This window comes from Bifidobacterium sp. ESL0704 (genome assembly GCF_029392075.1).
GTDB lineage: Bacteria > Actinomycetota > Actinomycetes > Actinomycetales > Bifidobacteriaceae > Bifidobacterium.
In genome coordinates, this window is record NZ_CP113929.1 from 832,847 (window position 1) to 851,832 (window position 18,986).

The 18,986-nt window shown below is 59.5% G+C and carries 13 protein-coding genes and 1 pseudogene; 10 read left to right on the top strand and 4 right to left on the bottom strand.

The features are described from left to right. Window positions 1-91: 91 nt before the first annotated feature. Together OZX64_RS02830 and OZX64_RS02835 are read right to left on the bottom strand one after the other, a co-directional pair. Window positions 92-4,426 carry a DUF3418 domain-containing protein gene (locus OZX64_RS02830; RefSeq protein ID WP_277173695.1) on the bottom strand — a complete coding sequence of 1,445 codons (4,335 nt, stop codon included), beginning with the start codon at window positions 4,424-4,426 and terminating at the stop codon, window positions 92-94. A 102-nt stretch (window positions 4,427-4,528) separates the two neighbouring features. After that, window positions 4,529-5,182 (bottom strand): methyltransferase, encoded by a 654-nt coding sequence (locus tag OZX64_RS02835; protein ID WP_277173697.1) that lies wholly within the window; start codon window positions 5,180-5,182, stop codon window positions 4,529-4,531. 151 nt (window positions 5,183-5,333) lie between these two features. Here OZX64_RS02835 and hflX point away from each other — a divergent pair, with 151 nt between their 5' ends. From hflX to OZX64_RS02860, 5 genes are all read left to right on the top strand, one after another. Continuing rightward, on the top strand, window positions 5,334-6,809 hold the full coding sequence (hflX, locus tag OZX64_RS02840) for a GTPase HflX (RefSeq protein WP_277173699.1): 1,476 nt from the start codon (window positions 5,334-5,336) through the stop codon (window positions 6,807-6,809). A 232-nt stretch (window positions 6,810-7,041) separates the two neighbouring features. Continuing rightward, window positions 7,042-8,202: a hydroxyacid dehydrogenase gene (locus OZX64_RS02845; protein ID WP_277173701.1), complete on the top strand. Its 1,161-nt coding sequence runs from the start codon at window positions 7,042-7,044 to the stop codon at window positions 8,200-8,202. Further along, window positions 8,199-9,092 carry a sugar phosphate isomerase/epimerase family protein gene (locus OZX64_RS02850; RefSeq protein ID WP_277173703.1) on the top strand — a complete coding sequence of 298 codons (894 nt, stop codon included), beginning with the start codon at window positions 8,199-8,201 and terminating at the stop codon, window positions 9,090-9,092. Before OZX64_RS02845 ends, OZX64_RS02850 begins: the two co-directional genes overlap by 4 nt. A gap of 458 nt (window positions 9,093-9,550) precedes the next feature. Continuing rightward, window positions 9,551-10,510: an L-lactate dehydrogenase gene (locus OZX64_RS02855; RefSeq protein ID WP_277173705.1), complete on the top strand. Its 960-nt coding sequence runs from the start codon at window positions 9,551-9,553 to the stop codon at window positions 10,508-10,510. 460 nt (window positions 10,511-10,970) lie between these two features. Next, complete coding sequence (locus OZX64_RS02860) at window positions 10,971-11,843, top strand: cation diffusion facilitator family transporter (protein ID WP_277174945.1); 873 nt, start codon at window positions 10,971-10,973, stop codon at window positions 11,841-11,843. 226 nt (window positions 11,844-12,069) lie between these two features. Here the strand turns inward: OZX64_RS02860 and lexA are convergent, their stop codons facing one another. After that, window positions 12,070-12,855, bottom strand: a complete 786-nt coding sequence (lexA, locus tag OZX64_RS02865) for a transcriptional repressor LexA (protein ID WP_277174947.1) — start codon at window positions 12,853-12,855, stop codon at window positions 12,070-12,072. An 88-nt stretch (window positions 12,856-12,943) separates the two neighbouring features. On the opposite strand from lexA, the gene OZX64_RS02870 reads away from it, so the two are divergent. Together OZX64_RS02870 and nrdR are read left to right on the top strand one after the other, a co-directional pair. Further along, complete coding sequence (locus tag OZX64_RS02870) at window positions 12,944-13,276, top strand: LysM peptidoglycan-binding domain-containing protein (RefSeq protein WP_277173707.1); 333 nt, start codon at window positions 12,944-12,946, stop codon at window positions 13,274-13,276. 180 nt (window positions 13,277-13,456) lie between these two features. Next, a complete protein-coding gene (gene nrdR, locus OZX64_RS02875; RefSeq protein WP_277173709.1) occupies window positions 13,457-13,918 on the top strand; it encodes a transcriptional regulator NrdR in 462 nt (153 codons plus the stop codon). A 195-nt stretch (window positions 13,919-14,113) separates the two neighbouring features. Here nrdR and OZX64_RS02880 read toward each other — a convergent pair whose 3' ends face one another. Further along, a complete protein-coding gene (locus OZX64_RS02880) occupies window positions 14,114-16,450 on the bottom strand; it encodes an AAA family ATPase (RefSeq protein WP_277173711.1) in 2,337 nt (778 codons plus the stop codon). A gap of 528 nt (window positions 16,451-16,978) precedes the next feature. Between OZX64_RS02880 and mraZ the strand changes: the two genes are divergently transcribed. The 3 genes and pseudogenes from mraZ to OZX64_RS02895 all read left to right on the top strand — a co-directional run bounded on the left by mraZ (window position 16,979) and on the right by OZX64_RS02895 (window position 18,986). Then, the gene (mraZ, locus tag OZX64_RS02885) at window positions 16,979-17,470 is read left to right on the top strand and encodes a division/cell wall cluster transcriptional repressor MraZ (protein ID WP_277174948.1); all 492 of its coding nucleotides are present in this window, start codon (window positions 16,979-16,981) and stop codon (window positions 17,468-17,470) included. 8 nt (window positions 17,471-17,478) lie between these two features. Then, a pseudogene (gene rsmH, locus OZX64_RS02890) lies at window positions 17,479-18,459 on the top strand (16S rRNA (cytosine(1402)-N(4))-methyltransferase RsmH); the annotation flags it as partial. A gap of 80 nt (window positions 18,460-18,539) precedes the next feature. Then, entirely contained in the window at window positions 18,540-18,986 is a 447-nt protein-coding gene (locus tag OZX64_RS02895; RefSeq protein ID WP_277173713.1) for a hypothetical protein, read from the top strand.

The window sequence follows — 18,986 nt, forward strand, 5'->3', positions numbered from 1 at the left end:
CATAAATCCTCCAGCAGCATAAGCTTAAAGCCGGATTCGACCATGTCGAGCTGGCGATGAAGCTGTATCGGGCTCTAGCAGTCGAGGCGGCTCAGGCTAGTGTCTTGCGGATGCGTTTGAGGCTGGCCGGTGTTTTGGTGCCCAGCTCCTGCGCCCAGAGCGAGACGTGGAACTCCTCGAGCATCCAACGTGCCTGCTCCACCTGTTTGCCAAACGTCTCCCGGCGAGGACCGGCGGGTTCGGCCTTGAGCTTTTCCTGTGCCTTGGTGACCAGATCTTTGGCTTCGTCGGCTTCCCACGCCCAGCGCACGTCGCGGTTCTTGTCGGCCTTGGCCTTGTCGAGGCGCATCAGATCGGCGTGCAGATAGCGTTCGATATTCGGCAGGGCGAGCGGAGGGGTCTTGCCGATGAATCCGGGGTAGACGAGCGTGGCGATATGTTCGCGCACCGATTGCAGCACGGCCAGCATCGTCAGGTCCGCTTTGCCGCCTACCGCAGAATCGACGGCGGCGTAGCGTTTGAGGATGGCGATGACATCGTGGGCGACGGCATAGACCGTGTCTTCGAAGGTCTGCGTCACGCCGCTTACCGCCTCGGCCAGCGCGGTGTCATCGGGGAGCTTGTCGATTTGAGGAAGCAGACGCTTAACGGCCGCCAACTCAAGGTCATCGACCAGGAGTTTGGTGGACTTGTAGGGTGCGCTCGCCAGCATCAGTGCCTCGCCGCCAAGCCAACGTGAGGAGATGCGGTCCTCGGGCAGCTTCAGCTTTTCGTATGCTGCCTGCCACAGCATCTCGGCACGGGAGATGGTGGTAGCGCCGGCCTTGTTCAACAGGTTCGCCTGCGCGACCACCAAGCCCCGCGACTTGGCCTTGCTGGCCTGACGTTCCACCGTTTTCCGTGCGCTGGCCTGGGCCTGACGGGCGAACTTGCGCTGCAGCTCAACGAGCGATTTGCCGCAGCCGAGCACTCGGTAGCGTTGTGCTTTGCCGTGGCGTTGGGCACGGAAAGTCGCGTCATCGATGATGGTCGGATTATTGGCGCTGCCTGAATTGTTTCGGCTATCCCGTCCCGATTGGGCGTCGGCCTTGCCGTTATCTTTGCCGTGAACCGAGTCGGAACCATTTGCGTACTTATTGTAGGGTTTCGCTGTATTGCTGGCATCAATGTGATTGCGTTTGCTTTTACCGTCATGTTTGCCGCCGTGACGCCCCTTGACTGGTGCTGGTGGCAATGGTTCCTCGACACTGAACATGACGCGCAGATAGGGTGAAAGCTTGCCCAGCTGGTCGCTGTTGAAATCCTCCGGGTGGATGGTGGCATTGACGCTCGTGATGGCGGCATAGGTGAAGGCGTGCGCGAAATCAGGCCAACGCGCGGTTCCGGTCGCTTCGTCTACCGGTGGCAGGTTCGGTTTGCCTTCCGAGCCGGAACCGGGCAGGTCCGGGTAGCGTTCGTCGATGGCCGCGCGAATTGTGCGGGCCGTGTCGGGAGCAGGGACGAACTGGACGCGCAATGATTTCGGCAGCGATTTGATATAGCCAAGAATGAGTTCGTCTAACAACCCCGGCACGTTCCAAGTGAACTGCTCGGGAGTCAAGCGAGACAAGGCCTTGATTGGTATATGCACCGTCACGCCGTCGGCCGGGTCGCTGGGATTGTAGATATAACTCAGACGCAAATCGATGGGGGTGCCGTCGCTGCCAAGTGTATGCCATTGGTCGGGATAATCGCGCAGGTCCACGGATTTGTGCGATTGCAGGCGTTCGACCTTCTCCGGATCGAAATCAAGCAGGTGCGGCTGAGAGTCGTGGATGGACCTGACCCACTTGCCGAGGTTGGCCACGCTGGTCACGTCGGCCGGAATGACGGCGTTGTAGAAGTCGAAAAGATCCTCGTCGCTGACGCTGTCGGCAATCTGGCGGGTGCGGTTGGTGTCGTCCACGGCGTCTTGCAGGATGTCGCGGTTGGCGACGATGAAATCATCGTAGGAGAAGCGCTGCTGGATATCACCTTCAACCAGGCCCTGACGGATCAGGAAATCGCGGGCCTCGCCGGGGTTGATACGTCCCCATTGCACCGGACGGTCGGCCACGATCGGCAGGCCGTAGAGCAGCACCTTCGAGCTGGCGATGGCGCTGCCACGCGAGCCGGACCAGTGCGGCTCGGCATAGGTGACGCGGGTGAGGCTTCCGGCCAGCGGCTCGGCCCATGCCGGGTCGATGGCGGCCGAGTAGCGTGCCCAGAGACGCGAGGTTTCGGTCAGGTCGGTCGACATGACCCAAGGCGGGGTCGACTTGGCCACGCTTGAGGCGGGGAAAAGTGCGAAACGGGTGCCGCGCGCACCCTGATACTCGTTCTTCGACTGCTTCGCTGCACGCTTCATGGCTCGTGCCTTGGCGGCGCCCTTGAGACCGGAGAAGTCCGAGGCCTTGGGTTCGCGCACCACCTGCATGCCCATCATCGACAGCAGACCGGCCAGCATCGAGGAGTGGATGTCCTGTGCATCCCACGAGCAGCACAGCGCGTGCGCCGCCTGCTGGTTGATCGGCAGCATGAGGATTTCGGGCGCCGGACGCGAGATCGGTTTGGGTATGCCGACCTTGAAATGCATCTGCCGGCACATCTGCCGCAACTGGGAGACCAAGTCACGCCATTGCCGGAGCCGGATGAAGCTGAAGTATTCGGACTTGCAGATCTTGCGCAGTTTGGCGTTGCCGGTGTGATTGCCGTCGTTGCCTTCGTCAGGGCCGAAGATATGGTCCCACATGTTCAGGGCGGTCAGGAAGTCGCTGGTCTGGTCGGCGTAGCGGTTGTGGACGCGGTCGGCTTCCTCGCGGATTTCGTCTGGTCGTTCGCGCGGGTCCTGCAGGCTTAAAAAGGCGACGATGACGATGACCGCGGCGAGTGTGTTCGGCGTGGTGGAATGCGCGGCTTCGAGAATCATGCGACCGAGTCGGATATCGATGGGGATGCGCGAAAGCTGCCGGCCGATGTGGGTCAGGCGAACCTCGCCGTGCTTGCGTGCAATGGCCTTGAGTTCCGTGAGCTCGTTGAAGCCGTCGGAGACGGAACGGGTGTCGGGCGGGTCGATGAAACCGAAATGGGTCACGTCATCGGCCGTGCGTGCCACGCCCACCGAAAGCATGTGCAGCACTACAGCGCCCAGTGAGGTGCGCAGGATTTCCGGCTCGGTGAAGCGCGGACGAGCCTCGTAGTCGTCCTTGGAGTAGAGGCGGATGGCGATGCCGTCGGCGATACGTCCGCATCGGCCGCTTCTCTGGTCGGCGCTGGCCTGGCTGATGGCCTCGATGGGCAGGCGTTGCACTTTGGCGGATTTGGAATAGCGCGAGATACGGGCCTCGCCGGGGTCGACCACGTAGCGGATACCCGGCACCGTCAGCGAGGTCTCCGCCACGTTGGTGGCGATGACGATGCGTTGGTGGGCATGGTGCTCGAAGACGCGGTGTTGCTCCTTGGATGAAAGCCGGGCGTAAAGCGGCACGATTTCCAGCGCGTCCGGGCGTCGCATATCGGCGGCTCGTGGGCCGAAATGATGGCGAATGGCATCCTCGTATTCGTGGATGTCGCGCTCGCCGGAAGCAAAAACGAGAATGTCGCGCGGGCCGCGGTCGTGCGAGGAATGGATGACCAGCTCGGCGCAGGCGCGTGCCACCGCTCGTGGCATATCCTCGCTGCCGGTGGAGCCGGAGCCGCGGCCTGTGCCGCCACCGTTATCCGTTCCCGGAATCTCGCCGTTCTGGTCGGGCAGCGACCCGTCGGCGAAGCCTGGCACATGCCGCATCAATGCGGGCATGCCGCCCAGCGGTTCGTAGACGATCTGCACCGGGTAGGTGCGGCCGGAGACTTCGATGACGGGAACCTTCGTATGCAGCGCGTCTTCGAAATGCTCCTTGAATTTCACCGAGTCGATGGTGGCCGAAGTGATGATGAGTTTCAGATCGCGGCGCTTGGGCAGAAGCGCGGTGAGGTAGCCGAGCAGGAAGTCGATGTTGAGGCTGCGTTCGTGCGCCTCGTCGATGATGATGGTGTCGTAGCGTGAAAGCCGCGGATCATGCTGAATCTGGGCCAGGAGAATGCCGTCGGTGACGATGCGCAGACGGGTCTTCGGCGAGCTTTCATCAGTGAATCGGACCTGATAGCCGATTTCCTCGCCGAGTTTCACACCCATCTCGTCGCAGATGCGCTCGGCCACGGTTCTGGCGGCCAGGCGGCGCGGCTGAGTGTGCACGATCTGATGGCCGTGGGTGCCGCGCCCCATTTCCAGAAGCATTTTGGGGATCTGGGTGGTCTTGCCCGAACCGGTCTGCCCGGAGACGATGACGACCTGCGAATCACGCACGGCACGTTGAATTTCGTCGTGTGCCGCACTGACCGGCAGCTCTGTTGGATAATGGTATTTCATGTGTTTCTCTATTGTACGCACACCCAAAAAGCTATTGGAAAAATGAGGCTTAGGATTCTGGGATTCTTGTTTTCAATGGTCTCTTTTGGGTATGCGGATTTTTCAGTGTCGAACTTCGATGACGCGGTAGCCTTTGGAACTGGCGTATTTCGTGACGCTAAAACCGTCGCCGAGTTCCGCCGACAGCCACTTGATCAGCGAGTCGCTGCCCAGGTTTTTCTGTACGACCAGATAGGCGCATCCGCCCGCTTTGAGTCTGGGGAGCCAAGCCATCAGCAACGAGTGCAGCTCCGGTTTGCCGACACGGATGGGAGGATTCGACCAGATCAGATCGAAGGTGAGATCGGAGGGGATATCGGCGGCGAGGGCGGTATGAATGCGTCCGCCGAGTCCTAGCTTTTCGGCGTTGGTCTTCGTCAGTTCCAGCGCGCGCTCGTTGACGTCAAGCGCCCATATATCGGCTTTCAGCGACTCCAGCCCCATCGCCAGCGCAATGGGTCCCCAGCCGCAGCCGATGTCAAGAAAAGTGCCGGTTGCAGGAGGTTCGGGTGCATGCCGCAGCAAAACGGAGGTGCCCAAATCCAAGCGGTGCGCTGAAAACACGCCGTTGGACACCTCTACGTCCACCTCGTGGCCGCGCAATGAAACGTGCAGGTTGCGCCGCACGTCGCGCGATGAGGGCTGTGCCGAGAAATACTGCTCGTTCGACTGGTTTCCCGAGTCGGTGTTCTGCTGCTGTTTCGTTTTTTCGCTCATTTCACCCCGAATGTTCCCGAATTCTCTGACTTCGGCCATATCTGAATAACAGATATTCAATATTAGTTGTATACCGGAACAGCGAAACGAGTTCACCGCACCGAATATGCTTGACTCAAAGACGGTGTGTCAGCTTTCGAAAGGAAATTTATTGGCAGCAAGCGAGAGGCATAACGATGACCAGAATGCGGTGTTGGGTCGCCAATCCGACATTCTGCAGGAGAGCAGCGACGGTCGTGCTCCCGGAGCCGAGGAATGGAGCGAGCGTGAGTCACGCAACCAGCTCAAGCATGTCGTCGGCTTGGGCGAGATGCAGGACGAGACCGACGTCGAATACCGTAAGGTGCGTCTTGAACGCGTCGTGCTGGTGGGGGTGTGGTCGAACGTCGAGACCACCATCGAGCAGGCCGAGGAATCGTTGCGTGAACTGGCGGCGCTCGCGCATACCGCAGGTGCCGTGGTCTGCGATGGCGTCTTGCAGCATCGTCTGAAGCCCGATGCGGCGACCTACGTGGGCCGTGGCAAGGCCAAGGAAATTGCCGGAATCGTGGCGCAAAGCGAGGCCGACACCATCATCGTCGATGGTGATCTCGCGCCAAGCCAGCGTCGTGCGCTTGAGGACGCCACCAAGGTCAAGGTGGTCGACCGCACTGCCGTCATCCTGGATATTTTCGCCCAACATGCCACCAGCCGTGAAGGCAAGGCTCAGGTGGAGCTGGCGCAGCTCGAGTACATGCTTCCGAGGCTTCGTGGCTGGGGCGGTTCGCTTTCCCGTCAGGCCGGCGGTCAGGCGGCAGGCGTCAACGGCGGCATCGGCTCGCGTGGCCCGGGCGAGACCCAGATCGAGATGGACCGCCGTGTCATCCGCACCCGTATCGCCCGCCTTAAAAAGCAGATTCGCGCGATGGCCCCGGCCCGTGCCGTCAAGCGCGGCTCGCGTCACCGCTATGGCCTGCCCACAGTCGCCGTGGTCGGTTATACCAACGCCGGCAAATCCTCGCTCGTCAATCGCCTGACCAATTCCGGCGAACTGGTCGGCAACGCTCTCTTTGCCACCCTCGACACCGCGGTTCGTCGCGCCAAAGCCGCCGACGGGCGCCTGTACGCCTACGTCGATACGGTCGGATTTGTGCGCCGTCTGCCCACCCAACTGGTCGAGGCATTCAAATCCACGCTTGAGGAAATCGGCGAGGCCGACATCATCCTGCACGTCGTCGACGCCTCCACCACCGACCCGTTCGCACAGGTCGTCGCGGTCAACGACGTGCTCGCCGGCATCGACGGCGTTTCCGACATCCCGCGTATCCTCGCCTTCAACAAGGCCGATCAGGTCGACCGTGGCACGCTTGAGCGTCTGCACAATATCCGCCCCGACGCGCTCATCGTTTCCGCCGCCGACGACAGTGGTCTGGACGATCTGCGAGCTACCGTCGAAAAGGCGTTGCCCGTCCCGTCGGTACATGTCGAGGCGTTGCTGCCGTATACCGATGCGGCCGGTTCGCTGCTGTCCCGTGTACGTGAATACGGAAAGGTCGAGAAAGAGGATTATCGGGCCGACGGTGTTGCCCTCGAGGCCGACGTGGATTCGCGCTTGGCGGCTCAGGTGATGGAACAGGCGGTCGGCTAGGTGTTTTAGACAAGGTTGCAATTGGGTGCCAGAATTTGCCTCCAAGCATGGTTCGACGAGACAGGCAAGGCATTAAGCCGGACTTCGTGGGTAGTCGCAGCCTCGTAGAATCGATGGTCGAGCGTTGGCGTTTCCTGCCGATTCTCTTGCGTGATAATCTTTAGTCCGTTGTGATGTGTGTGACGGATTTCGGCACGGGTGCCGATGCCTCACCACCTGGCGAAGGAGCGTTATGGCGGGAAAATTCAAAATCGGCATATCGATGAAACCGGGTTTGCCGGAGATGCTGCTGACGGATTCGATGTGGGAGCGATTGCGCAAAGTCGCGGATTTCACGCGGCACCAAGAGGTGATGGACTACGGCAATCCGGCCGAAATGGCGCGTCTTAGCGATATCGACTACCTTTGGTACGGCTGGGAAGCGCCCGAGGTCACGCCGCAAGTTCTTGCCGCCATGCCGAATCTCAAGGGCATCGTCGCCTCGCAGGGCAGCGCATACGTGAAGTTCACGACGGAAGCGCTTGAGGTCGCCAAAGAGCGCGGTATCTTCGCCACCAACGTCCAGGTCGCCAATTCCCTTCCTGTCGCCGAATATTGCCTTGGCGTGACGTTGCTTGAGAGTAAGTATTACATGCTTTCGCAGCGCCAATACGAACGCGACCGTAAGCCGGTCGACCGCGAACAGGCTTATCCGGAAGCCGGAACCTTCGGCAAGACCGTCGGCATCGTCACCGCCACTTCGCAGATCGCCCGTGACTTCATGACGCTCTTGAAACCCTTCGATTTCAAGGTGATCGCATGGAGCCGCCACTTAAGCGACGAAACCGCGGCACGCTACGGGGCCACAAAGGTCAGCCTCGATGATGTGTTCCGCTATTCCGATATCGTTTCGATCCACACGCCCGGCATTGCGCAGACCAAAGGCATGATCGGCGCGCATGAGCTGGGCCTGATGAAGGACGGGGCTCTGCTGATGAATACCGCCCGTGGCATCGTCATCGACCCGGAAGCCCTCGAAAGGGAACTGGTTTCCGGGCGTATCCGCGCGGTGCTCGACGTGACCTATCCGAGCGAGCCGTTGCCGCCGGACTCGCCGCTGTGGAACCGCGACAACGTCATCCTCACCCCGCATATCGCCGGGTCGATGGGCTGCGATTTGAAGCGTATGGGCGAATCCGTGGTGCGCGAATTCGAGCATATCGCCGCCGGTGAGCCGCTCGACCATCCCGAGCCGAATCCGCTGGGCGACGCGAATCACCCGATTGTGGAACACGATCCCAAAGATTGCAACGCTACTGAGGCCGATACCGGTGCCCATGGAGTTGGCAGCAAACGCTCTGTCGCCGGCCAATCGGCTGCAAGCGCCGACAGTGGGAAAGGCGATCGGCGATGACGTGGGAATTGGCCGCGAGCACGCTCGGTGCGCCTTACGATTCGATTGACGAGCTGGCTGAGACGTTCAGGGCGACCGGGGTAAAGACCATCGAGGTCTCAGTAGGCGAGGAGATGCTGTTTCGCATGGATTCGAGTGATGACGAGCTCAAGGCCATGCGCGATCGCTTGGCCGATAAGGCGTCGGTCGGCATCGTCTCACTCGATTCCCGCGTACAGATATGCAATACGTCACGCAAGGACGACGAGCTGGTCGAAAGTCTCGAACACTGCCTCAACATGGCAAGCGTGCTGGGTGCGCGATTCGTGCGCATTTTCCCGACCGCGCCGCTCGATGCCGGTAGCGCCGCCACGCCCGACCGATTGCCCGGCCTTGATCTGCCGGATGGCATGAACCTTGCCGGGGTCTCGAAACGCGGCGCGCAGATTGTGGTGCGGGCCTTGCCGCTTGCGGACCGACTCGGCGTCCAGCCGTTGATCGAGACGCACGACAGCCACACCAACGGTGCCCGCAATGCGCTGATTCACCATTATCTTGACAAGATCGCTCCCGGCAACCGCGTCGGCTCGATCTGGGATATCGCGCATCCGTGGAGGGTAGGTGAGGACCCGCAGACGACGTTTGACTATATCGGCCGATATCTGGTCGATGGCCGTGGGCTGGTGCAGATCAAGGACTGCGCGTATCCCGGCGACCAGACGCCGGTGCTGCAAGGTTCCGGACGTGTGCCGCTTGCGCAATGCTGCCGGGTGCTGAAGGCGGGCGGCTACTCCGGTCCGCTTTCCTTGGAATGGGAGCGACGCTGGTACCCGGACGTCGAACCGTTGCGCGAGGCGCTTGTGGCCGCGCGTGCCGCCATTGGTGCGTTGCCGGCCGATGCGCAACGGTGAAAGGTGCATTGAACGTCTTGACGGGTTGAACCATGGCGATACAATATGGCCCGGCTTGCCGGTTGATTGCAGTTTGCCTGCATGGTGCCCTTGGGCGGTTTGTCCGATCGGCGCGTTTGCGGGATACCCGATGTATTAGACGGGCCAAAAGACATACGTACAAAAGGTTATGTATGCCACCTGATAAAATAAGTGAAGTCACAAGGTTTCGCTTTGACGCCGATTTGGATTCGACTGGGCGATTGCCAACGGTGCGAGGACGGATGATTCATTCCTTGCGATTCGCGCTGGTCGAGTTTGTGGCTATCACAATGGCGAGAAGCATGGCGCTGCTATACCGCTGTGTCATGGTCTGCTCGCATGGCTGTGTGAAAGAGGTTTGGATGAAGAGACGAAGAAAAGCGCAGCCGATTATCGTTCTTCTTCAAAGTCATTCATGCTGAAAGGGGTTCAATCATATGTCCAATTCCGTTAAACCAACCAAGCTTGCCATCATCGGAGCAGGGGCCGTCGGTTCCACGCTCGCCTTTGCCGCCGCCCAGCGCGGCGTTGCCCGTGATATCGTGCTTGAAGACATCAACAAGGAGCGTGTCGAGGCGGAAGTCCTTGATATGCAGCACGGTTCCAGCTTCTATCCTTCCGTTTCCATCGACGGATCGGACGATGTGGAGATCTGCCGCGATGCCGATATGGTGGTCATCACCGCAGGTGCTCGCCAGAAGCCCGGGCAGACGAGGCTCGATCTCGCCGGCGCGACCATCAGCATGATGAAGTCCATCGTGCCCAACGTGGTCAAGGTCGCCCCGAACGCCATCTTCATGCTCATCACCAACCCGGTCGATATCGTCACTCATGTGATGCTCAAGCTTTCGGGGCTGCCGGCCAACCAGATCTTCGGTTCGGGGACCAACCTCGACACCGCGCGTCTGCGTTTCCTGATCGGTCAGCAGACCGGCGTCAACGTCAAGAACGTTCACGCCTACATCGCCGGTGAGCACGGTGATTCCGAAGTGCCGCTCTGGGCCGAGGCCACCATCGGCGGTGTCTCCATGTGCGATTGGAAGGCGTTGCCCGGTCATGAGCCGCTCGATGCCGCCAAGCGCGAGGAGATTCATCAGGAGGTCAAGAACGCCGCCTACCGCATCATCAACGGCAAGGGCGCCACGAACTTCGCCATCGCCATGTCCGGCGTCGACATCATCGAATCCGTCCTGACCGACTCGAACCGCGTGCTGCCCGTGTCCTCGCTGCTGCAGGACTTCCACGGCATCTCGGACATCTGCATGTCGGTACCTACCTTGGTCAACCGTTCCGGCGTCAACTCCCATATCAACACCCCGCTTTCCGACCATGAGCTCTCGTTGCTGCGCAGTTCGGCGGAAACGCTGAAGGCTGCTGTGGCCAAGTTCGGTTTCTGATTTCGGCCTGCCGATAAAAGCGTTTCATCGATTGTTTTTTCGATACGGCGAATGCCGCCCTTGCCTTCTTGGCGGGGCGGCATTGTTTTTCGCGGCTTTTGACACGGCATTTCCTGAAACGTTGGCAATGAGAAGGATTGTCGGTTTCAGTGTCAAATAACAATGAAATTCACAATATTGTGCGACCTGTTTGTTCTTCGGCTCTGAGCCGTAAAACCCAAGTCTTGTATAGGTTTTGACGCGTATAGTGTCGTCAATGAAGGGATGCGCGGATACCGAAAGCGCATTACGTCAACAGGCGAAGTCCAATAGAACCATGAGCGTTGACTTCGTTGATGGCGATGATTGACGGCAGGGAGAGGGCATGACTGTGCAAGCTCAGAAGAATAATCAGCAGGCCGCCGCAGGCAAAGGGCCGGGCGATGGAGGAATCAGGGCGAAGGAGCATCAGACCCGATTGATGGTCACGGTGGGGCTGACCTTGACGATTTTCGTCGTCGAGGTCATTGGTGCGGCCATCACCGGATCGCTGGCGTTGCTGGTCGATTGCGCCCATATGCTTACGGATGTCGCGGTGCTTACCGCCTCCACCATCACGGCCGTGCTGATGCGCAGAAAACCCGACAAAGAGCGTACTTGGGGCTGGGCCAGACTGGAGCCGATCACCGCGGGTCTGGGTGCGCTGATATTGATGGCCGTAGGCGTTTACGCCTTGGTCGAAGCGGTTCTGCGTCTGGCCGGTGTCTCCGGTGACGAGGTCCAAAACGTGGGGATGCTGCTGGGATTCGGCATTCTGGGTTTGGTGTTCAACGTGATTTCCGTTCTTGTGCTTTCCGGCCAGCACAAGGACAACATGAACATGCGCGCCGCTTTCCTGGAGACCATGAACGATGCGCTTGGTTCATGTACCGTCGTGATCTCCGCCATCGTCATCATGACCACCGGCTGGCATGGTTTCGATGCGCTCGCCGGTGCGGTTATAGCCTTGCTGATCGTACCCAGGGCTTTTGTGCTGATGAAGAATGCCGTCAAGGTGCTGCTCGAGGAGACGCCGGAAGGCCTTGATCTGGACGAGGTGCGCAACCATATGAAAAGCGTCGACCACGTCATCGACGTCCACGATGTGCATGCTTCGACCGTAGCGACCGGCATGCCGATTCTCACCGCACACGTCGTGGTGGAGCCGGGTCTGACGATGGAGCAGGGTGCCGACATTCTGCGCCATCTGCACACCTGTCTGACCGATCATTTCTCGGTTTCGATTCCTCACACCACCTTCCAGCTGGAGCCGCAGGGCTTCAGCCGTTCCCAAAGCGAGGAAATCCATCGCTGAACGGGATGAGATCGTGTTCTTTCATGGCAAACGGCACATCTGAATGTGTGTGCTGGGCTCTGTGGTTCGGGCGTATGGGTCGTAGGAGTTGCATGGAGAAAGCGACAGCGGTGCCGCGTGCTGTGGAATCTGATGTCTCCCGGGGGCCTACGATTCGCCTGCTGAAACACGGGTGCCGGTATGCGCATTGACTGCGATGCCAGCATCTTGCTCGATGGGCACTTGTTCAGATCTTGCGCAGGACCGTGACGACCTTGCCCATCACCTTGGCATACGTGCCGTCGATGGGGGAGTAGGACGGGTTGTGCGGCATCAGCCAAACGTGGCCGTGATCTTTCTGGAAGGTCTTGACCGTGGCCTCGCCGTCGAGCAAAGCGGCCACGATATCGCCGTTTTCCGCCGTCTCCTGTTCGCGCACCACCACGAAGTCGCCGTCGCAGATGGCTGCGTCTATCATCGAATCTCCGTGGACCTCGAGCATGAAGAGATTGCCGTTGCCGGTGAGCCGTTCCGGCAATCTCATCACGTCGTCGACATGCTGTTCCGCGGTGATGGGGGTGCCTGCCGCGATACGACCCACCAAGGGAATATCGTGCGACTGGGCGATGGCCTCGTCGGCATCGTCGCCGGAGCTGAATGGCAGCACCCTGGAGGCGTGGCTGCTCTCACTGGTATTGGATTGTGCTTCCACCAATTCGATGGCCCGGCCTTTGTTGGCGTTCATCCTGATATAGCCCTTGCCTTCAAGGACCTCAAGCTGGTGCTTGACCGAAGAAGGGCTCCTCAGCCCCGCTTGTTCGCCTATCTCGCGGAAGGAGGGGGCGAAGCCATACCGGGAGACATGATTGCGCACTGCATCCAATACTTTGCGTTGCCTGTCCGTCAACGGCTGGTTCGGCGCGGCCTGGGTGAAGTCGCCATGTGGATTATGGATAGGTGGAAGGGTGCTCACGGTAATTCCTTTCGGCATTTGACTTATAGCATAACTCATGTTTCCCAATAAATCAAACAGATGTTCGATTCGGGCTTGCTTTTTTCGAACAAGTGTGCCAATATAGAACAAACGTTCGTTGGTACAAATGTTCGAAGGAGTGCAGAGGATGAGTGTGCAAGCAAGTAATTCCCAAGCCCGCAATGCCGCCAAGCGTCATCGTGTCTCGCGCAACAGGGTTGTTGCGGCGCTCGTGTTCGCCGTCGTGGTGTTCTTCGCCTGGCAGGTGATTGCCCCGCATATCGCCAATTCGGCCACGGGCGATGCCAATGTCGTCAGCTATACGGTTCGTCCCGGCGATACCTTGTGGTCGTACGCCCGTCAGATTACGCCGGAAAACAAGAATGTGGGAGACACGGTCGTCGAGATCATGGATATGAATCAGCTTGATTCGGCTCAGCTGCAGCCGGGTCAGCGGATTGTGGTGCCTGAAGAGTCCTAGGCCGTGCGGGGCGTCGTTTCCTGTTGCCCGGGATCAGGCGTTGTGCGCCGATGACAATATGGTTCGTGACATATCCGGTTGAATGGGCCGCTCTGTCCTCTGCTCAGCGGACGATATCAATCAGAACGCATCGAAGCGTCTAGACACACCGTTTTCCCGGCCTGTGGATAGGGTATCAGTATGCATTGTCCTTTCTGCCAGAATAATGATACTAAAGTCGTTGATACGCGTATCAGTGAAGACGGCCATTCCATCAGACGCAGGCGCGAATGCCCGGAGTGCGGGCGCAGGTTCACCACGGTGGAGACGACGATGCTTCTGGTGACGAAGCGTTCTGGCAATCTTGAGCCATTCGACCGTCAGAAAGTCATCGGTGGGGTGCGTAAGGCATGTCAGGGCAGGCCCATCGATGAAGACGCGCTGAAGCAGCTGGGGCAGCAGGTGGAAGAGGATCTGCGCAGTCAGGGGTTGGCGCAGGTCAAGTCGGAAGACATCGGCAAGGCCATCCTGAAGCCGTTGCGCGAACTTGATGAGGTGGCCTACCTGCGTTTTGCCAGCGTGTATCAGAATTTCAACGGACTGACTGATTTCCAGAACGCCATCGACGAGCTGAGACAAGACAAGTCCTCTGCTGAACAATAAAGCGCCGGCAACGAAGATTGCTTCAATGGTACGGGTGGTTGAACTCCTATGATTTCAACCACCCGTACCATTATGACAGTGTGGGTTATGGCGCGTTGACGCCGGCAACAGGACAATTGCTACGGCAGTCTGATTGTCGCTCGGCGGTTTGCTCATGCAATGCGTCGAACAACGGCAACCGTGTCTTTCGCGCTGTCAGATGCCCAGCAGGTTCCTGTCGTTTTCGGTTTGGACGATGACGAGGCGTTGGGTCGGGCGTGTCAGGGCGACATAGAGGTCGGCGGCCCCCGAAAGGCGAGATGGCGCGTCTTGGGCGATTGTTCCCGGTTGCACAAGAACCACTGCGTCGTATTCCAGGCCTTTGATCATCTGCGTGTCGCAGACGCTCAAAGGTGCGTCGCTGGGAGATTCGTCGAAGTCGGGATTCGCGCCGGTTGCGTTGTTCGAGTTGCCTATCTGCATGAGTTTCGTAGCGGTTGGTTGACCTTTAACGCTAACCAATCGACGATAAAGGTTTTGGCGTATCGTGGTGTTCAATGAATCCGGGGCGATGACGGCAACGCGGCCTATCCCGTCATCGGAAATGAATTGTTCGACCAAGTCCAGCGCTTCGTCGCCAATGGTCTGCAGCATTCCGCTTTCGTTGTCGTCGACGTTTCCTCTGTTCGCTCGTTTGACCGAATCCGCCATCGTACGCACGCCTTTGGTGGTGGAGACATACAGCCCCTCGCGTTCTGCGAAACGTGTCGCCAGTTGCGAGACTTCCTGAGGATTTCTATAGTTGATGGTCAGCTCTTTGAGATCCCAGCCGTCGGCACCGAACAGGCGGTCCATGGTCTTCTCCCAGCGCCGGGTGCCGCCCAAAGCCGAGGTCTGTGCCACATCGCCCACGATGGTGAACGAGCGCGAGGGGCAGCGACGCATGAGCATTCGCCAGTCCATCGCCGTAAGCTCCTGGGCTTCGTCGACGACGATATGCCCGTAAGTCCATTCGCGGTCGGCTCCGGCCTTCTGGGCCACGGCCTCGGCGTCCAGGCCGTTGATGTTGTCGACCAGCATGGAGGAAGTCACGATGCCCGAGCCGATGCCGGCCTGAGCCAGCGTATCGCGGGCGAAGCGTTCCTCCTCCTCGCGCTTGGCTTGAGCCGCGGCTTCGCGCGCCGAGACCTTCGGGTCGGGGCCAAGCAGTTCCATGGCTTCGTCGAGAAGCGGGATGTCGGAAACGGTGAGCGGCGAATGCTTCGGCCGGGTCAGCGCTTCGATGTCGGCGTCGGTGAGCCACGGCGCGAATCGTCGCAGTTGCGTTGGTTTGGCGAACATCTGATCGATCAGCCATGGCGCGTTCATCGGCAACCAGGCGAGATTCAGCGTTTTGCGAATCTCGTCATGCATTTTCAGTTGCATTGCCACATCGGAGATTTCCGATTGCTCCGGTGTGTAATCGAGATTTTCGACGTACCGGTTGCGCATTGCGCTCAAGACGCTGCGCACAAAGGTCTTCCGGGCTTTGTTGTGAGGCGAACGGGTGCGTTTGGCGTCCTCGAGCGCACGTATTACGTCGGATTTGCGCATGGGAACGCTCATGCCGTTGATTCGCACGTTCGGCAGATGCTTCGGCACCCTTTCGCGTGCGGCGACGGCGTTGGCGACGGCATTGGCCATGCGGGCCTCGCCTTTCAGCTGGGCGGCACGGGGGGTGTCCGATTTCTGGGCGACGAAGCCCGGGACCAGATCGCCGATGGTGCGCGACACGACGCCGGTTTCGCCCAACGATGGGAGCACCTGATTGATATATCGCAGAAAAGCGGAACTCGGCCCCACGACGAGCACGCCGGAACGTTCGAGCCTGCGACGATGGGTATAGAGCAGGTAGGCCGCACGGTGCAACGCCACGGCGGTCTTTCCGGTCCCAGGCCCGCCCTGTACCACGACGGCACGATCCATAGGTGCGCGGATGATGCGGTCCTGCTCGCCTTGGATGGTGGCCACGATGTCGGTCATCTTGCCGGTGCGCTTGGAATTGAGTGAGGCGATCAATGCCCCTTCGCCCGTCAGCGTCCCGGCCTGTTCGGCCTGACCGACCTGGCCGGAGTTGACGTCAAGCACTTCGTCCTCGATGCCGACCACCTTGCGGAAATTCAATGTGATATGCCGGCGCATGACGATGTCGCCGTGATGGGAGGGCGTCGCCTCATAGAACGGTCGGGCCGCCTCGGCCCTCCAATCGGTCAGGATCGGTTCGTGACTGGCGCTCGAAAGTCCCATGCGTCCGATATAGCGTTTCTCGCCCTTGTCGCTGTCGATGCGGCCGAAAACGAGTCTGTCTTCGACGCCGCGCAACTGGGTGAGCCGGTTTTCATACATGGTGGCGAACGAGTCCCGTTCGGTGCGCATGGTCGGGGAACCGTGTGCACCGGCTGCACGGACCGTATCGAGGCGTGAACGGGTCTGGGTGCGCAGTGAATCCAACCGTTGATATGCACGATCCACCGCGTGCTGTTCTTCGTCGATTTGCGAGGAGTAGCTCGACATCTATAGGTTCCCCTTTATCCGGGCAGTTCCGGTTGTGTTGGTTGCTTGAAAACTCGAATTAACGATTCTAGTCTGTGCTCCCTATTTCCGTGGGGGCGATTGTGCTGTTGGGAAATGAGCTCTGGCCTGTGAGGATTGTGCCGTCAAACCCGTCCGGGGATGAAGCGGCCGGCCCGGGGATGATGGCTCGACCGCGATGGTGCGCCTAACGCCGTACTCGGCAGGGCGAAGCGTCAAAGCCTCCTTTGGCGACGGCAGAAATCTGTAAAGCCGGTGCTGCGTGATTATTTTTGAAGAAAAAATGAGTTTTTTGCGTTTTTGTGGGGAAGAATGGTGATAAGTGGGGTAAAGTGGTGAGCTAGTGTAAGACTGAGCACAAAAGTTGGTAAATTCGAATAAGGAGGCGGAATGGCGGGACCAAACGACAACCCCATCAATGACAAACCGTCTTCTGTTTCCTCGAACCCTGCTATTGCTCCCACGGATGCCGCCATCGCTTGCGTTCCTGCGGATTGCGCAACCTCGTCGATGCATACGCCCGCGATGGCCGAAGGCGTCGCGGTGCCGAATTTTCCAAACGAACCATTACTGCTCGGCACGTACACCCCGAAAATCGACCGGAAAGGGCGTATGGCCTTGCCTGCCAAGATGCGCGCGCAACTCGGTGCGGGCATGGTGATGGCCCGCGGTCAGGAAAAGTGCGTATATCTGTTGCCGCAGAACGAATTTCGTCGTATAACAGCGCGTATCCAGCGTGCCTCGATGGGCAACAAGGCGACCAGAAGCTACCTGCGCGTCTTCCTTTCCGGCGCTGTGGAAAGTGAGCCGGACAAGCAGGGTCGCGTTTTGGTGCCGCAGACCTTGCGCAGCTACGCAGGTCTGGGTGACGACATCGTGGTGATCGGCGTGGGCACGCGTGCCGAAATCTGGAACAAGGAATCCTGGGACGCCTATCTTGCCGATCAGGAGGAAGGCTATTCCGACATAGCCGATGACGTATTGCCGGCGATGGAATGGTGATGGGCGAGATGACTGATTTGACCAACATCCATACCCCAGTTCTGCTCGACGAATGCGTCCGGCTTGTCACGCCTGCGCTACAAAAGCCCGGAGCCGTCGTGGTCGATTGCACGCTTGGTCTGGCAGGGCATGCGACCGCGTTTTTGAAGGCCGCCCCGAACGCCCGGCTCATCGGTATCGACCGTGACTCCGAAGCGCTGGGAATGGCCCGCGAACGCATGAAGGAAGAAGGGCTCGAAGCCCGGTTCACCCCGGTTCATGCGGCGTTCGACGAATTCGACAGCGTACTCGAAGATCTTGGATTGAGGCGTGTGGATGCCGCCTTTATGGATCTGGGACTTTCCAGCCTTCAGATCGATGAGACCGACCGCGGGTTCTCCTATTCTCACGATGCCCCGCTGGACATGCGCATGGACACCAGCCAAAGCCTCGACGCCGCGCGGATTCTGGCCGAATACTCGCAAGACGAGCTTGTCCGGATTTTCCGTGAGTACGGGCAGGAACGCTTCTCCAAACCGATTGCCCGCGCCATCGTCCGGCAACGCGACAAGGAACCTCTGACAACCTCGCGCCAGCTTGATGAACTGGTCGACCGTGTCGTTCCCAAATCCCACCGTGCCAAGGGCAACCCCGCCAAGCGCGTCTTCCAGGCCCTGCGCATCGAGGTCAACGGTGAACTCGACAAACTCAAACGCACGCTGCCGCAGATAGCCAACAGGCTGGACCTCGGCGGCAGGCTGGTTGTCGAATCCTACCATTCGTTGGAGGATCGTACGGTCAAGACGTTCATGGCCCAGGGGCTCAACATCGATGCGCCGGTCGATCTGCCCGTGGTTCCTGCAGACGCACAGCCGTTCTTCAGTGAATTGACCCGAGGAGCGTTGAAGGCCGACGAGGCCGAAATCGAGCGTAATCCGCGTTCCGCCCCCGTCAGGTTGCGCGGGGTGGAGCTGAGCCGGGAGATACCGGAGCGTTGGCGCACCAGATTCGAGCATGACCAACGGCAGGATAGGGGCAAATATAGCCAAGACACCCGCAATCGGGACCATCGAGGGGAAAGGAGGAGATGATGAGCGCGTCAACAGCCAGATCAGTTCGTTCCCATGTCGCACCGGCCGGGCGTGACGACGAGAGCCGCACGGCGTATGCCCGTCCGCGGCTTCAGGTTGTTGCCGGAGGCAAAGGCAAACAGGAAAGCGGCAACGCGGCTTCCGAGATTTTCGGCCGCATCAAAACCGTTTCGGTGGTTCACGTCATCATCTCCGTGGTCTTTCTTTTTGCCGCACTGCTTGGCTCTTTGGCATTGCGCACCCAAATGGTGCAGGATTCCTTCGAAGCGGCACAGGTGCAGTCCAACATCAGCAAGCTCAATCAGGACGTCGAAGACGACCAGGCCCAGCTTGACGGCTTGCAGGCGAGCCTTCCCGACCGAGCCCAGAAGATGGGCATGGTGCCCCAGTCCGGTCCGTTGTCAATAGATCTTCAAGGCTACCAACCCAAGGATAAGGGTCAGTGA

Coding starts and splice junctions, on each gene's coding strand:
- OZX64_RS02830 (WP_277173695.1), bottom strand. CDS start 4,426: ATGAAATACCATTATCCAACAGAGCTGCCGGTCAGTGCGGCACACGAC.
- OZX64_RS02835 (WP_277173697.1), bottom strand. CDS start 5,182: ATGAGCGAAAAAACGAAACAGCAGCAGAACACCGACTCGGGAAACCAG.
- OZX64_RS02845 (WP_277173701.1), top strand. CDS start 7,042: ATGGCGGGAAAATTCAAAATCGGCATATCGATGAAACCGGGTTTGCCG.
- OZX64_RS02850 (WP_277173703.1), top strand. CDS start 8,199: ATGACGTGGGAATTGGCCGCGAGCACGCTCGGTGCGCCTTACGATTCG.
- OZX64_RS02855 (WP_277173705.1), top strand. CDS start 9,551: ATGTCCAATTCCGTTAAACCAACCAAGCTTGCCATCATCGGAGCAGGG.
- OZX64_RS02860 (WP_277174945.1), top strand. CDS start 10,971: ATGGTCACGGTGGGGCTGACCTTGACGATTTTCGTCGTCGAGGTCATT.
- OZX64_RS02870 (WP_277173707.1), top strand. CDS start 12,944: ATGAGTGTGCAAGCAAGTAATTCCCAAGCCCGCAATGCCGCCAAGCGT.
- nrdR (WP_277173709.1), top strand. CDS start 13,457: ATGCATTGTCCTTTCTGCCAGAATAATGATACTAAAGTCGTTGATACG.
- OZX64_RS02880 (WP_277173711.1), bottom strand. CDS start 16,450: ATGTCGAGCTACTCCTCGCAAATCGACGAAGAACAGCACGCGGTGGAT.
- mraZ (WP_277174948.1), top strand. CDS start 16,979: ATGCATACGCCCGCGATGGCCGAAGGCGTCGCGGTGCCGAATTTTCCA.
- OZX64_RS02895 (WP_277173713.1), top strand. CDS start 18,540: ATGAGCGCGTCAACAGCCAGATCAGTTCGTTCCCATGTCGCACCGGCC.